The 13,488-nt window shown below is 68.9% G+C and carries 11 protein-coding genes; 5 read left to right on the top strand and 6 right to left on the bottom strand.

The window, feature by feature from the left end; translation table 11 throughout:
- The first annotated feature begins 68 nt into the window (after positions 1–68).
- A complete protein-coding gene (locus tag E1P53_RS17660; protein WP_131735039.1) occupies positions 69–1,454 on the top strand; it encodes an MFS transporter in 1,386 nt (461 codons plus the stop codon).
- Positions 1,455–1,516: 62 nt separating this feature from the next.
- Here the strand turns inward: E1P53_RS17660 and E1P53_RS17655 are convergent, their stop codons facing one another.
- Positions 1,517–1,837: a nuclear transport factor 2 family protein gene (locus E1P53_RS17655; RefSeq protein WP_006898817.1), complete on the bottom strand. Its 321-nt coding sequence runs from the start codon at positions 1,835–1,837 to the stop codon at positions 1,517–1,519.
- Between the two features lie 26 nt (positions 1,838–1,863).
- Entirely contained in the window at positions 1,864–2,640 is a 777-nt protein-coding gene (locus tag E1P53_RS17650; protein WP_006898816.1) for an SDR family oxidoreductase, read from the bottom strand.
- A 134-nt stretch (positions 2,641–2,774) separates the two neighbouring features.
- On the opposite strand from E1P53_RS17650, the gene E1P53_RS17645 reads away from it, so the two are divergent.
- Both E1P53_RS17645 and E1P53_RS17640 read left to right on the top strand, forming a co-directional pair.
- Complete coding sequence (locus tag E1P53_RS17645) at positions 2,775–3,683, top strand: LysR family transcriptional regulator (RefSeq protein WP_230824587.1); 909 nt, start codon at positions 2,775–2,777, stop codon at positions 3,681–3,683.
- Between the two features lie 138 nt (positions 3,684–3,821).
- Complete coding sequence (locus tag E1P53_RS17640; protein WP_131735038.1) at positions 3,822–5,993, top strand: glutamine synthetase III family protein; 2,172 nt, start codon at positions 3,822–3,824, stop codon at positions 5,991–5,993.
- 70 nt (positions 5,994–6,063) lie between these two features.
- On the opposite strand, the gene E1P53_RS17635 is transcribed toward E1P53_RS17640, so the two are convergent.
- A complete protein-coding gene (locus E1P53_RS17635; protein WP_109237230.1) occupies positions 6,064–7,671 on the bottom strand; it encodes a PucR family transcriptional regulator in 1,608 nt (535 codons plus the stop codon).
- Between the two features lie 74 nt (positions 7,672–7,745).
- Between E1P53_RS17635 and pruA the strand changes: the two genes are divergently transcribed.
- Entirely contained in the window at positions 7,746–9,392 is a 1,647-nt protein-coding gene (gene pruA / locus E1P53_RS17630; RefSeq protein ID WP_131735037.1) for an L-glutamate gamma-semialdehyde dehydrogenase, read from the top strand.
- 61 nt (positions 9,393–9,453) lie between these two features.
- Positions 9,454–10,341 (top strand): proline dehydrogenase family protein, encoded by an 888-nt coding sequence (locus E1P53_RS17625; RefSeq protein ID WP_230824689.1) that lies wholly within the window; start codon positions 9,454–9,456, stop codon positions 10,339–10,341.
- A gap of 125 nt (positions 10,342–10,466) precedes the next feature.
- Here the strand turns inward: E1P53_RS17625 and E1P53_RS17620 are convergent, their stop codons facing one another.
- The 3 genes from E1P53_RS17620 to E1P53_RS17610 are packed head-to-tail and all read right to left on the bottom strand — an operon-like array spanning position 10,467 to position 13,467.
- Positions 10,467–11,015, bottom strand: coding sequence for a molybdenum cofactor biosysynthesis protein (locus E1P53_RS17620; RefSeq protein ID WP_131735035.1), 549 nt, complete (start codon positions 11,013–11,015; stop codon positions 10,467–10,469).
- Complete coding sequence (locus tag E1P53_RS17615) at positions 11,015–12,601, bottom strand: FAD-dependent oxidoreductase (RefSeq protein WP_131735034.1); 1,587 nt, start codon at positions 12,599–12,601, stop codon at positions 11,015–11,017. Before E1P53_RS17615 ends, E1P53_RS17620 begins: the two co-directional genes overlap by 1 nt.
- On the bottom strand, positions 12,598–13,467 hold the full coding sequence (locus tag E1P53_RS17610) for an FAD:protein FMN transferase (protein WP_131735033.1): 870 nt from the start codon (positions 13,465–13,467) through the stop codon (positions 12,598–12,600). The genes E1P53_RS17615 and E1P53_RS17610 overlap by 4 nt, the downstream gene beginning before the upstream one ends.
- Between the last annotated feature and the right edge of the window lie 21 nt (positions 13,468–13,488).

Genomic DNA, 13,488 nt, shown 5'->3' with positions numbered 1-13,488 from the left:
GGCCGAGGTCCCGTCCGACACGACGGCGATTTGCCAGTCCGGCTGCGGGTCGGATATCCCTTCAGACGATGTCGACGACAACGGGCGGATGGTCCGAACTACTCGCCCGCGAGCACCGGGCCGCGGTCTCCGTCTTTGCTGGCGGCATCCTCGTCTTCGCGATCAACACCTTCCTGACCTCCGCGTCGTTGCCGAGCACCGTCGCCGACATCGGCGGCGAGGAGTTCTACGCCTGGGTCGTCACCGTCTTCCTCATCGCCTCGGTCGTCTCGTCGATGCTGGTGACCCGCTCGCTGGCCCAGTTCGGCGCGCGCGGCGCCTACCTGATCGGGTTCAGCGCGTTCGCCGTCGGCTCGGTGATCTGCGCGCTCACCCCGACCATGGGAATCCTGCTCGCCGGACGCCTCGTCCAGGGCCTCGGCGGCGGCCTGCTGACCGGGTTGGCCTTCGCGGTCGTGCAGATCGCGCTGCCGCGACGCATCTGGTCCCGTGCGGTCGCGCTGATCTCGGCGATGTGGGGCGTCGGCAACCTGGTGGGACCGGCGCTCGGCGGCATGTTCGCCGAACTCGGACTGTGGCGGGGATCGTTCTGGTTCCTCGCGGCGCTCACCGCCGCGATCGCCGTCCTGGCCGCGCGGGCCCTGCCCCGGGGTCGCGGGTCCGGCGACCGGCATCCGCTGCCGTGGGCGTCGCTCGCGGCGGTGACGGTGGTCGCGGCCGCCGTCTCGGTGGCGTCGGTGGCGGCTTCGACGACGGTGATCGTGCTGCTGGGCGTGCTCGCCGCCGCCGCGATGACCGGTTTCGTCGCCGTCGACCGTCGTGGGGACACGGGCCTGCTCCCCCGCCTCGCCTACACCCGCGGCAACCCGCTCAAGTGGATCTATCTGTCCGTCGCGGTCCTGGCCATCGGGTCCACCACCGAGGCGTTCCTCCCACTGTTCGGCCAACAGGTCGGCGGGCTGTCGCCGTTCGCCGCCGGTCTGTTGCCCGCGGCGCTGTCGTCGGGGTGGACGATCGCGCAGATCACCAGCAGCACCTGGGCGCACGGTCGTGCGGCGTCGGCGGCGCGGGTTGCCGGCCCCGGGTTGCTGGCCGTCGGCCTGAGCGGCTACGGCGTGCTGCAACCGCTGTCCGGGGCAGCAGCCGTCTTCGGTTGGTACGCATGCCTCGTCCTCGCCGGGACCGGGATAGGCATGGCGTTCCCCCACGTCGCGACGGCCGCCATGGGCATCACCACCGATCAGGCCGAGGCCGCCCGCGCGTCGGCCGGGGTGAACTCGGTGCAGATGGTCGCCAACACCGTGGGCACGGCGGTCGCCGGCCTGCTCGTCAGTCTCGGCTCCGATCCGGCGTCGTCGACCCGGTTGCTGTGCTTCGGGTTCGCCGGGCTCGCCGTGCTCGGCGTGGGGATCGCGATGCGGTCGGTACGGCCCGCAGGACCGTCCGCGGACTGAGACATCGGTGAATCCGCGCGTCCTACCGCAACGAGGAGGCCTTGTTGCGGTAGGACGCGGACTCATTCGCGGATGGTCATGCCCGTCACCAGATCGCCCTCGATGGCGAAGGTGAATGTGGACGGACCGTTGAAACCGTCGCCGCCCACTGTCGCGGTCAGGGTGACCGATTCGGAATCACCGACCGCACCGAGCGGCGCAAGCGTCGCGCGCTTACCGATCAGCTCCGCATCGCTCCAGCGCCGGATCTCGTCACGACCACTGAACACTCGGCCCCAGTCGTCAACACGACCGTTGACGGCGAACGCATCCAGAAAGGCGTCCGTGTCACCGCTGTTGACGGCATCGAGCAGTCGCTGCACAGGTGTGGGCACATCGACCATCTTCATCTCCTTGCGTCGCAATGAAATCAGCGTGTGGTGTAGCCGCCGTTGGCGAACAGGGTCTGACCTGTGATCCACCAACCCTCGGTGCACAGGAACGTGACGATCGGTGCGATGTCCTCGATCTTGGTCAACTGTCCGCCCATGGCCTGCGACTTGTGGAACTCGACACGCTCGGGGGTTTCCTGTGGATAGAAGAACGGCGTGTCCATCGGACCGGGGCCGATCGCATTGACCGATATTCCGCGGTCGGCGAATTCCTTCGACGCCGCGCGGTTGAAGTGTTCGACCGGACTCTTGCCACCCGCGTAGGTGGAGTAACCGTCCGTGTACGCGGCGAGCAGGCTCGTCACGATGGTGATCACCTTGCCACCCCGCTCGAGATGCGCGCCTGCCTCCTTGATGAAGAAGTACGCGGCCTTCGCATTGACGTCGAACATCACGTCGTAGTCCGCCTCGGTCGTCTCGAGGATCGGCTTGCGGAGGACCTTGCCCACGGTGTTGACCGCGATGTCGAGACGACCGAACGCAGCGGTTGCGGCGTCGAAGAGATCGGTGACCGCAGACGCAGTCGTGAGATCTGCCTGGTGGGCGGCGGCCTGCCCACCCATGGCCCGGATCTCGGCGACGGTGTCGTCGGCAGCAGCCTTCGTCGCGTCACTGTTGTAATGAATCAACACATCGGCTCCCCGACGCGCGAGATCGAGCGCAACCAGCCTCCCCAGGTTCTTTGCGCCGCCGGCCACGAGCGCACCCTTCCCGTCGAGCCGGGTGATTTCTGCTGATTTCTCCTGTGTGGTCATGCACCCAGTCTTTGCGGACCAAACACAAAGATCAATCGATGTTTTATGGTGCTAACACAAACACGACTTGTATAAGGACATGCATGCCCCTTCCTGAGACCGAACTCCTCGACACCCGCCGTCTCCATCAGTTCGTGGTGGCGGTCGAATCTGACACGTTGTCCGCGGCCGCGGCTCGACTGTTCCTCACACAACAGGCCTTGTCCGCGTCGATACGCCAGCTCGAGCGCGACGTCGGCGTTCCGCTCTTCGACCGGCGCCGCCGCAAACTCCACCTGACCGATGCCGGCAACGCGCTCTTTTCCGGCGCCAAGTCACTGCTCGCGGGCAATCACGCGCTACTCACCCAGGTGCGTGAGACGGCAAAAGGCGAAAGCAAACCCTTCGTCGTGGGGCACTCGCCCGCCATCTCCGGCGACGAGGTCTACCGTCTCATCACGCCCGCGATCGATCTGATGCCGCATCAGCCGATCACAGCCAGGCAGGTCTTCCCTGGTCAGCTCCGTGATCTGTTGTTCGCCAACGAGATCGACGTCGCGCTCCGTCGCGGCGTCGAGTCGTCGGCGAATCTCGTCTCGGCCGTGTTCGCCTACCACGAGTTGAGAATCGCGGTCGTCGCCGACCATCCCCTCGCGCACCGCAATTCCGTCTCGGTTCCCGACCTCATCGATACGCCCATTGTCGTGTGGGCACCCGAGCGACGGTCCTTCTACACAGACTTTCTCGTATCGTTTTGCCGCCGTGGAGGTTTCGAACCAACTCTGATCGTGAATCCGGTCCAGGGCACACCGCCTGCCACGGCAGTTGCGCGATTCCCCGAAGCCTGCGCGTTCGTCACCGACCCTCCGGGTGACCTGCACGGTGGGTCGGTTCGCGTCGTCTCGTTCGACGATCCGCCACTGGCCCCGGTGCAAGCGCTGTGGTTGCCATACACCCACTCACCGGTTCGAGACGCGATCGTGCGCGGCCGACCGGACTCGGACTGGGCCAGGGGCTCCGGGACGCGGCCGGGAGCCGGCCCCGCATCGCGCGCGAGACCGTAGTTTTCCTCCACGTCACACAGGGGCAACGGCGGGCATACACCCAGCTCATAGCGTCGAGGCGCTCGCAACCGCGTCACCCCAGCGTCGTCGTCGCACCCACCGGAACCGGAGGTCGGCGTGAAACACCAGGAGCAACCAATGAGTGGCAGCAGGTCCCGCCGTCAGGCCATCGAGGCCGTGACCTCCTACGAGGTATCGCCCCCCGGCTTCACCGAACCTCTGGCAGACACGTTCGGCCGCAACGTCTTCGGTCTGTCGGAGATGAAGAAGCGCCTTCCGAGGCACGTCTTCAAGGCGGTCGCGGCGACCATCGACACCGGCTGCCCGCTCGACCCCACCCTCGCCGACTACGTCGCGGTCGCGATGAAGGACTGGGCGATCGAGAAGGACGCCACCCACTACGCACACGTCTTCTATCCGCTCACCGGCCTCACCGCCGAGAAGCACGACTCGTTCCTGGAACCCGATTCCAGCGGGACGTCGATGGCCGAGTTCGCCGGCAAGACCCTGCTGCAGGGTGAGCCGGACGCGTCGAGCTTCCCCAACGGCGGCCTGCGCGGCACCTTCGAGGCCCGCGGCTACACCGGCTGGGACGTGACCAGCCCCGCGTACATCCTCGAGAACCCGAACGGCAACACCCTGTGCATCCCCACCATCTTCATCTCCTGGACCGGTGAGGCGCTCGACAAGAAGACCCCGCTGCTGCGCAGCCAGCAGGCGATGAGCAAGCAGGCGATGCGGCTGCTCAAGCTCTTCGGCCACGACGATGTCGACACAGTCGTCTCCTACGCCGGCGCCGAGCAGGAGTACTTCCTCATCGACGAGCACTTCTTCTACGCCCGACCCGACCTGATGACCTCCAACCGCACCCTCTTCGGCGCACCGCCGTCGAAGGGCCAGGAGTTCGACGACCACTACTTCGGCGCCATCCCGGATCGCGTGCTGTCGTTCATGATCGAGCTCGATCGCGAGCTGTTCAAACAGGGCATCCCGGCCAAGACACGCCACAACGAGATCGCCCCGGGTCAGTTCGAGATCGCCCCGGTCTTCGAGCGTTCGGTCCTCGCGCACGACCACCAGCAGTTGATGATGACGACGATGAAGAACGTCGCCGAGCGGTACGGGATGAAGTGCCTGCTGCACGAGAAGCCGTTCTCCGGCGTCAACGGCTCGGGCAAGCACGTGAACTTCTCGCTGGGCAACGCCAACCAGGGCAACCTGCTCAACCCCGGTGACACGCCGCACGAGAACATGCAGTTCCTGACCTTCTGCGGCGCCATCATCCGTGCCGTCCACAGGTACGGCGGGCTGTTGCGCGCAGCCGTCGCATCGGCGTCGAACGATCACCGACTCGGCGCCAACGAGGCACCGCCGGCGATCATCTCGATCTTCCTCGGCGAACAGTTGATGGACGTCTTCGAGCAGATCGCGAAGGGCGGCGCGACCGGGTCGAAGGCCGCCGGCGTCATCGAGCTCGGGGTCGACACCCTGCCGCCGCTCAAGGCCGATCCGGGTGATCGCAACCGCACCAGTCCGTTCGCGTTCACCGGCAACCGATTCGAGTACCGCGCACCGGGATCCAACCAGTCCATCTCGGATCCGATGGTCGCGATCAACACCATCCTGGCCGACTCGCTCGACCACATCTCCAGCGAACTCGAGAAGCTGCTCGACGCCGGCGTCGACCTCAACGACGCCGTGCAGAAGGTGCTGCAGCAGATCGTGATCGACCACGGTGCGGTGATCTTCAACGGCAACGGCTACTCCGACGAATGGCAGCACGAGGCCGCCGCCCGCGGACTGAAGAACCTGCGCACCACCGTCGACGCGGTGGTCGAGTACACCTCGCCGGAGGTCGTGGAGATCTTCGAGAAGTACGGCGTCCTGTCCAAGCGCGAACTCGAGGCCCGCGAGGACGTGATCTTCGAGTACTACGCGTTGACGCTGCTCGTCGAGGCCAAGGAGACCTCGGAGATCGCCAAGACGCTCGTCATGCCCGCCGCGATCCGCTACCAGGGCGAGCTCGCCGGGACCGCCGCATCGCTCAAGATGGCCGGGATCGACGCCCCCACACCGCTTCTCGAGGACCTCACGGCACTCATCGGGAAGTTCCAGGAGGCGATCGCGACCCTCGACGCCGGGATCGCCGAGATGCACGGCGAGAACACCTACGAGGAATCGAAGTACGCTCGCGACGTGCTGATCCCGGCGATGTCGGCGGTGCGCGAGGTCGCCGACACGCTCGAGGGCATCGTTGCCGACGACCTGTGGCCGCTGCCCACCTACAACGAGATGCTCACGATTCTCTGACCAGCGGCGTCGGACAGGGACCACTGTGCCCGTCGGATCCACTCCGGCGGGCACAGTGCTGTGTCGGCGGCTACCGCACCCGCAACGACAACGCCACGACGAGCCGGGTGGCCGGATCGGCGAGGTCCATACCGGTGAGGGTCTCGATGCGACGGATGCGGTAGCGCAACGTGTTCGGGTGGACGTGCAGGTCGTCGGCCGCCGCCCGGACGTCGCCGAACCGGTCGAGATAGGCGCGCAGCGAGGCGGTGAACCCGCTGCCGGTCCGCTCGTCGAGATCGGCGAGTTCGGTCACGCGCGGATCGACGAGGTCGGGGTTGTCGGCGAGCAGCGCCACGATCTCGCCGAGCAGCACGCCGGTGCGGGAGGCGGCGACGGTGGTGACCTCGTCGATCAGCTCCCCTTCCAGGGTGGCGGCGTCGAGGACGCGGTCGATCTGCGCGCGTAGGCGCGGCACCGACGCGAGCACGTCCGGGCCGGCCACCACGGCCCGGATGCGGGCGTCGAACTGGCGGGCCGTGGCGTCGACCGAGACCCGTGCCCAATCCGTCGCCGCCTCCCCGGCCACCCCGGGGAGCACGGCGTAGGCGCGGTCCCCGATCGTCGCCGTCACCGACGACGGGCTGAATGCGCTGGCATGCAGCGTGAGTGCCGACAGGCGGCTGCGGTCGGCGGCCAGTGGCGCCGGCGGTCCGTCCGGGTTGCCCCGGCCGGCGAAACCGACGACCGTCACCGGTTCCGTCGTCCTCAGGTGCAACTGCGCTGCGAGGTCGTCGACGTCGATGACCTCGCCACGCGCACCGAGGAGTCGCCGGACGAGTTCGTCGTGCCCGGTTCCCGCCGTTCGGCGGCGGGCGATCACGCGGGCCGCGACCGCCGCGGCGCCGACGAGCACCTCGTCGGTGTCGGGCGCGAACGGTCGGGCGGCCTGTTGCAGCCACACGACGCCCAGGAACTCCCCGCTCCCGGGCGCACGGATGGCGGCGGCACGTCGTGGACGCAGGCCGAGGTCCGCACGCTCGGACACCGCCACCACACCGCTCGACGTGCGCAGCGCGTCCATCACACCCCACTGCCGCAGCCACGCGAGCATGTCGGGTGGACCCTCCCGCCCGAGGATCGACAGGCGCCGCAGCTCGTCGGCCTCGTCTCCGGCGGAGCTGTAGGCGAGCACGTGGGATCGCTCGTCCTCGATGCTGACCAGGCCGTTGGTCCGGCGCGCGAGCTCGGCGGCGAGTTCGAACAGGTCGCCCGTCGCCCCCGACTCCATGGACTCGCCGGCGGCCGCGTCGGCGCGCGCGGCGTCGAGGACGTGGGCGACGAGATTGTAGACGCGTTCCCAACGGGCGTGGCGATCTATCCCGACGACGGCGGTCCCGAGACGGGCGGCGACCTCGGTCAGCAGTTCCGACGGAGCCTTGCCGAGTACGGCCACCGGGCGATGGCTGCCGAGGCCGCCCAGCAGGACCGCGCTCTCCTCGTCGGAGAGCCCGACCAGGAGGTGGACATCGGCGGTGCGCGCGGCGTGGTCGAGACCGAACCGGACGTCGTCGGCGTCGATCAGCGCCACCGACCGCACCGGGACGTCGAGTCCTCGGGGTGCGGTGACCAGGGTCGCGACGGTCCGGTCGAGCGCCAGGACGAGTCGTCCGAGCGCCACCCCCGACGATTTGTCCATATGGACAATTCTACGGAGTACGGCTTTGCCGATCGGCCATATCGACAGAAGGCGACCTCAGGTGAACTCTCGATATGGACGCCATCACCTCTCCCCCGCCGCCGGCCAACGAGCCGGTCCACAGCTATGCACCCGGTTCGCCGGAGCGCACCCGGCTTCTCAACGAGCTCACCACCCAGTCCGAAAGGGGTAAACGCGAGCTGCCGCACATCATCGGCGGACGACTGCGGCTCGGGCACGGCGAGCACATCGACGTCGTCCAGCCGCACGCACACCGCGAGGTGCTCGGCTTCATCACCAACGCCACGCACGACGACGCGCGGGCCGCGGTCGACGCCGCGATGGCCGCCGCCGACGACTGGGCGCACACGGGTTTCGACGACCGCGCCGCCGTGCTCCTGCGCGCGGCGGAGCTGTTGTGCGGTCCGTGGCGCGAACGGATCGCCGCGGCGACCATGCTCGGGCAGTCGAAGTCGGTGCAGCAGGCCGAGATCGACGCGCCGTGCGAGCTCGCCGACTTCTGGCGGTTCAACGTCCACTTCGCCCGGGAGATCCTCGCCGAGCAGCCGATGTCGTCCCCGGGCGTGTGGAATCGCCTCGAGTACCGGCCGCTCGACGGCTTCGTGTACGCCGTGACGCCCTTCAACTTCACGGCCATCGCCGCGAACCTGCCGACCGCGCCCATGCTGATGGGCAACACGGTGGTCTGGAAACCGTCTCCCGCCCAGGCATATTCGGCGCAGTACACGATGGCGCTGCTCGAGGCCGCCGGCCTGCCGCCCGGGGTGATCAACCTGGTCCACGGCGACGGCAAAGCCGTCTCGGATGTGGTTCTCGCGGACGAGAACCTGGCCGGCATCCACTTCACCGGGTCGACGACGACGTTCAAATACCTGTGGCGGCAGGTCAGCGCCAACATCGACCGCTACCGCAACTACCCGCGCCTCGTCGGCGAGACCGGCGGCAAGGACTTCATCGTCGCGCACCCGTCGGCCGATCCCGCCGCGTTGCGGACCGCGTTGATCCGCGGCGCGTTCGAGTACCAGGGTCAGAAATGTTCGGCGGCCTCCCGCGCCTACATCGCCCGGTCCATGTGGGAGAAGATGGGCGACGACCTCCTGAGCGAGACGACGCAGATCACCTACGGCGACGTGCGCGACCTGTCGAACTTCGGCGGCGCGCTGATCGGCCAGAAGGCCTTCGACAAGCAGATCACGGCGCTGCGGCGGGCCAAGTCGTCGCCGCGGATCACCGTCGCGGTCGGAGGCCAGGTCGACGACTCGGTCGGATGGTTCGTGCAGCCCACCGTCCTGCTGGCCGACGACCCGACCGACGAGGCGTTCTCCGTCGAGTACTTCGGCCCGATCCTGTCGGTGTACGTCTACGACGACTCCGACTACGAATCCGTTCTCGGACTGGTCGACTCGACCGCGGGCTACGCCCTCACCGGAGCGGTCTTCGCCACCGACGTCGCCGCGGTCGCGCTCGCCTCCGACCGGTTGCGCAACGCGGCGGGCAACTTCTACATCAACGACAAGCCCACGGGCGCCGTCGTCGGACAGCAGCCGTTCGGCGGCGGCCGCGCGTCGGGCACGAACGACAAGGCCGGGTCGAAGCAGAACCTGCTGCGCTGGACGTCGACGCGCACGATCAAGGAGACGTTCACCCCGCCGACGACCTGGCGCTATCCGCACATGGGCACCGACCTCACGGGGATCTGACGTGGGCGCCTTCGACACGCTGCTCCGGCCGGGGATTCTCGCTGCCGCCCGCAGCGACCGGATGAAACAGATGTCGCAGCGGTGGGCGGCCACCGAGAGGGTGGTCCGGCGGTTCGTGGCGGGCGAGACGCTCGACGACGTGCTCGCCGCGATGCGGCGCGAACTCGACGACGGCCTGTCGGTCACGGTGGACCACCTCGGCGAGGACACCACCGACGAGGCGCGCGCCGAGGCGGCGGTCGCCGCGTACGTCACGCTGCTGGAGGCGATGCCGACGCTCGGCGATCGCCCGCCCGGTTCGCTCGAGGTATCGCTCAAGCTGACCGCGCTCGGGCTGCGCCTGCCCGAGCACGGGGCGAAGATCGCCGAGGAGAACGCACGGACCATCACCGCGGCCGCCCGTCGGGTCGGCGCGCTGGTCACCGTCGACGCCGAGGACCACACCACCGTCGACGAACGGCTCGCCATCGTGCGGTCGCTGCGTCGCGACTTCCCCGACGTCGGAACCGTCCTGCAGGCGTATCTGCGTCGGACCGAGGACGATTGCGCGGAGTTCGCCGCCTCCGGAGCGCGCATCCGGCTGTGCAAGGGCGCCTACGCCGAACCGCCGTCGGTCGCCTACCCTGATCGGCGCCTCGTCGACGAGTCGTACCTGCGGTGCCTTCGGATCCTGATGAAGGGCGACGGATATCCGATGGTCGCGAGCCACGATCCGACGATGATCGAGGCCGCATCCGTGCTGGCCGACGAATTCGACCGCGCACCGGACGGCTGGGAGCACCAGATGCTCTACGGCATCCGCACCGACGAACAGCGTCGGCTGGCCCGGTCCGGGGCCCGAGTGCGGGTGTACATCCCCTACGGCACCGAGTGGTACGGCTACTTCGTGCGGCGGCTGGCCGAACGACCGGCCAACGTGGGGTTCTTCCTGCGGGCGCTGGCCGGGTGATGCGCCATCCGTCGGCCGCGGGCACCACCGCCTGGACCCCGCCTGGACCGTTGCCTTTCCGCTCATCGGATCGAATCAGCGGCAACGAAGCCGGTCAGATGGCGTGCGACGGTAGTTCGGTTGTCCTACAACGGCTGCGGACGCCGAACCGGGTAGGCGGCGCGGGCGGGATCCAGCTCGACGTCGGCGAGGAGGGTCGCGGGTCCGACGCTCAATGTCCCGGACGTGAGCGGTTGCGCACGCAGGCCGCCGCGTCCGATCAGCGCCTTGCGAACCCCCTCGCCCGCGACGGTGTCCATCCACGCGCACGGGTGCGCGGGCCGACCGCCGCGGAACCGGACGGGTCCGGAGCCGGTGTCGAGCGAGAACTCCCGTCCCCGTAGCGGGTCCAGTTCGAGGCCTCGCACCAGGATGTTGCGTCGGGCGAGCACCGGATCGGCGTCACCGGCCGCAGCCGTCCAGGCCTCGAGCGCCAAGAAGGAGACCGCGGCCTCGGTGTGGGCTCGCACGCCGAAGAACCTGTCGCCGCGAATCCCCTTGTCGGCGACGACCTCCACCGTTCGCGGGCTGTGGGTCTCGACCTCGTCGGCGGGTCCGTCCTTGGGCCGCCCGAAGTACGCGTGAGCCGGCGACACCACGAAGGTGACGATCTCACAGGGGTATCGGCGGGACATCAGTACCCCGCGAACGAGTCGGTGTGAATCCGCCACGGCCGCAACCGTGTCGCCGCGTCGAATCGGCGGACGGTCGCCGTGGTGCGCTCGACGAACACCGGGGCACCCGAGACGTAATAGTGGACGGGTTCCTCTCCTCGGTCGCCCGCCCCGAGTGGGCCGACGAGCTCGGCCAGGCGGCCCGGATCGTCGATGCCGTCGGCGAGCTCGGGCCCGACGACCGTCACCACCTGCGCGCCGGCCGAACGCGCCTGCTCGAATTCGGCCTCGTAGACCGCTCGTTGCGGCGACCGCAGCACGTGCACCAGGGTCAGTCGCGACAGATCCGCGCCGGCGAGCGACCGCACCATCGACACGAACGGGGTGATCCCGATCCCCGACGCTAGGAGCACCACCTGCCCGGTCGACGGGAATCCGCGCGGCAGGACGAAATCCCCGCCGATCTCGTCGACCCACACGCGCCGCGCGCGGCCGTCGAGGAGCGCCGCCTTGAACGCCGAGGGCTCCCCGGAGACCGTGAAACCGAACTCGACCGGCGTCCCCTTCGGCGCGGACACGAACGAGAAGACCCGCCGGGATCCGACCCACACCGGAGCCCGCCAGCGCGGCACGCTCACGCTCGACCACTGTCCCGCACGGAAGGCCGGTGCGCCGCCCGCGGGTTCACCGTGCAGCGCATACGTGTTCTCGGCGAGCGGTTCGGCGGTCACGTCCAGACGCACGCGCCGGGCGGTGCGCGTCGCCAGGCGGACGACGAAGGCGTACGAGCACCCGACCAGCAGCGCGACCTCCGGCACGAAGGCCAGGGTGTAGGAATCGGTCACCTCGACGGTGTACTGGCAGTGCATCAGGACGCCGACGAGCGCGGCGTAGATCAGGCGGTGCAGTCGGGTCGCCGGCGATGTGAGCGGCTCGGGCAGCATGATCGCCGCGACGAACAACATCGGGCTCGACACAATCCAGGTCCTGAGATCCTGTCCGCCGCGGACCAGTTCGACGACCCCGATGGTCACCAGCGAGGCGACGACGAAGACGGTCACCAGCTGCCAGTCGCGGATCAGCGTCACCACGAGGGCGCCGACGACGATCATCGGGATCAGCATCGGTTCGGCGGCCACCCACCAGAACGGGAAGTCGACCTGCCCCACCCCGGCGTAGGCCAGGGCATAGCATCCCACGGCGCCGGCGACCGCCGGGTTGACGATCAGCCGTCGCCGCCAGGCGACCAGGAATTTCGACGCCGACGCGATCACCGCGCCGGTGGCGACCGTCGCCACCGCGGTGTCCTCCGAACCGCCGGGCAACACGAAGAACAGGATCAGAGCGGTGATGAGCCACGAATCCGAGTTCGGCGGCACCCGCAGGACCGCGGCGATCGCGTAGCTGGAGACGAAGCCCGCGACCACCGCGACGACCAGCCACACCGCGAGATCGGCGGGCCGGTAACCGAACTCGGCGTCGACCGCGGAGACCACGAACGCCGCCACCGCCAGCACGACGAGACCGCACAGCACCGCGCGGTACGGGGTCAGCAACCGCCGCGCCGCATCGACCGGCGCTTCCAGGCGCACGAGTACCGACTTCACAGGAACAACTCCAATCCCGGGACCGCCGTGTGCTCGACGCTCCCGTTGCGGCGGACGGTGACGTGGTGGAACCCGTCGGCGTGATGGTCGAAATGTCCGCGCAGCCGGGCCGCCGGGGTGAGGAACAGTGCGGTGGCCAGGCCGTCGGCCTCCATCGCCGACGGCGCGATCACCCAGGTGGCCAGCACCTCCCACGCCGGCGAGGCGGTCCGGGGGTCGACGATGTGATGCCAATCCGCCCACGCCCGCCGGTTCGACGCCGAGGCGCAGATCGCTCCGCCGTCGAGGGTCACGACCCCGATCGCCTTGGCCGGGTCGAGCGGGTGCTCGAGTGCGATCCGGACCGGCTGCTGCCGCGCCGAGACGACCATGTCCCCGCCCGCGTCGACGATGTACTCGTCGACGGCGTCCGCGACGATGCCGGCGACCCGGTCGACCGCGAACCCCTTGCCCGCCGCGCCGACGTCGATCAGCGCGGGCCGTCGCAACTCCAGAACGCCGTCGTGACCGGCGATCACGTCGTCCCAGGCGGGGACCGGCGGAACGGATTCCGCGGGGCGCAGCGCATAGTCGGCGTCGTAACCGGCTGCGGCGAGGGTCCCGCCGACGAGCGGGGTCACCGCGCCGCCGGTCAGGTCGTACAGCCTCCGGTACCAATCGAGCAGCGGCTGGTCGGTGGCCTCCACCCGGTGGCTGCCGCCGGCACGGGCCATCTCGGCGACGGCGGAGTCGTCGCGAAACCTCGACCACGCCCGATCGATCCGCTCGATCTCGGCACCCACCGCCGCGACCACGGGCGCCGCCAGTGGCGCCGGGGTCGTGATCGTCCATCGGGTGCCGATCGCCTCGAAGACCCAGTCGTGCACGGAGAGGGGATTCCTCGAGCC

Source organism: Gordonia paraffinivorans (genome assembly GCF_900683595.1).
In the GTDB taxonomy this organism is placed as follows: Bacteria; Actinomycetota; Actinomycetes; order Mycobacteriales; family Mycobacteriaceae; genus Gordonia; species Gordonia paraffinivorans.
Note: the sequence above shows the minus strand (reverse complement) of the source record. Positions and strands in the feature narration are given on the sequence as shown.

Bases quoted from the DNA above. Each gene is read 5' to 3' on its own strand.
- E1P53_RS17640 (WP_131735038.1), top strand. From the start codon at position 3,822: ATGAGTGGCAGCAGGTCCCGCCGTCAGGCCATCGAGGCCGTGACCTCC.
- E1P53_RS17625 (WP_230824689.1), top strand. From the start codon at position 9,454: ATGAAACAGATGTCGCAGCGGTGGGCGGCCACCGAGAGGGTGGTCCGG.
- E1P53_RS17620 (WP_131735035.1), bottom strand. From the start codon at position 11,015: ATGTCCCGCCGATACCCCTGTGAGATCGTCACCTTCGTGGTGTCGCCG.
- E1P53_RS17655 (WP_006898817.1), bottom strand. From the start codon at position 1,837: ATGGTCGATGTGCCCACACCTGTGCAGCGACTGCTCGATGCCGTCAAC.
- E1P53_RS17660 (WP_131735039.1), top strand. From the start codon at position 69: ATGTCGACGACAACGGGCGGATGGTCCGAACTACTCGCCCGCGAGCAC.
- pruA (WP_131735037.1), top strand. From the start codon at position 7,746: ATGGACGCCATCACCTCTCCCCCGCCGCCGGCCAACGAGCCGGTCCAC.
- E1P53_RS17635 (WP_109237230.1), bottom strand. From the start codon at position 7,671: ATGGACAAATCGTCGGGGGTGGCGCTCGGACGACTCGTCCTGGCGCTC.
- E1P53_RS17650 (WP_006898816.1), bottom strand. From the start codon at position 2,640: ATGACCACACAGGAGAAATCAGCAGAAATCACCCGGCTCGACGGGAAG.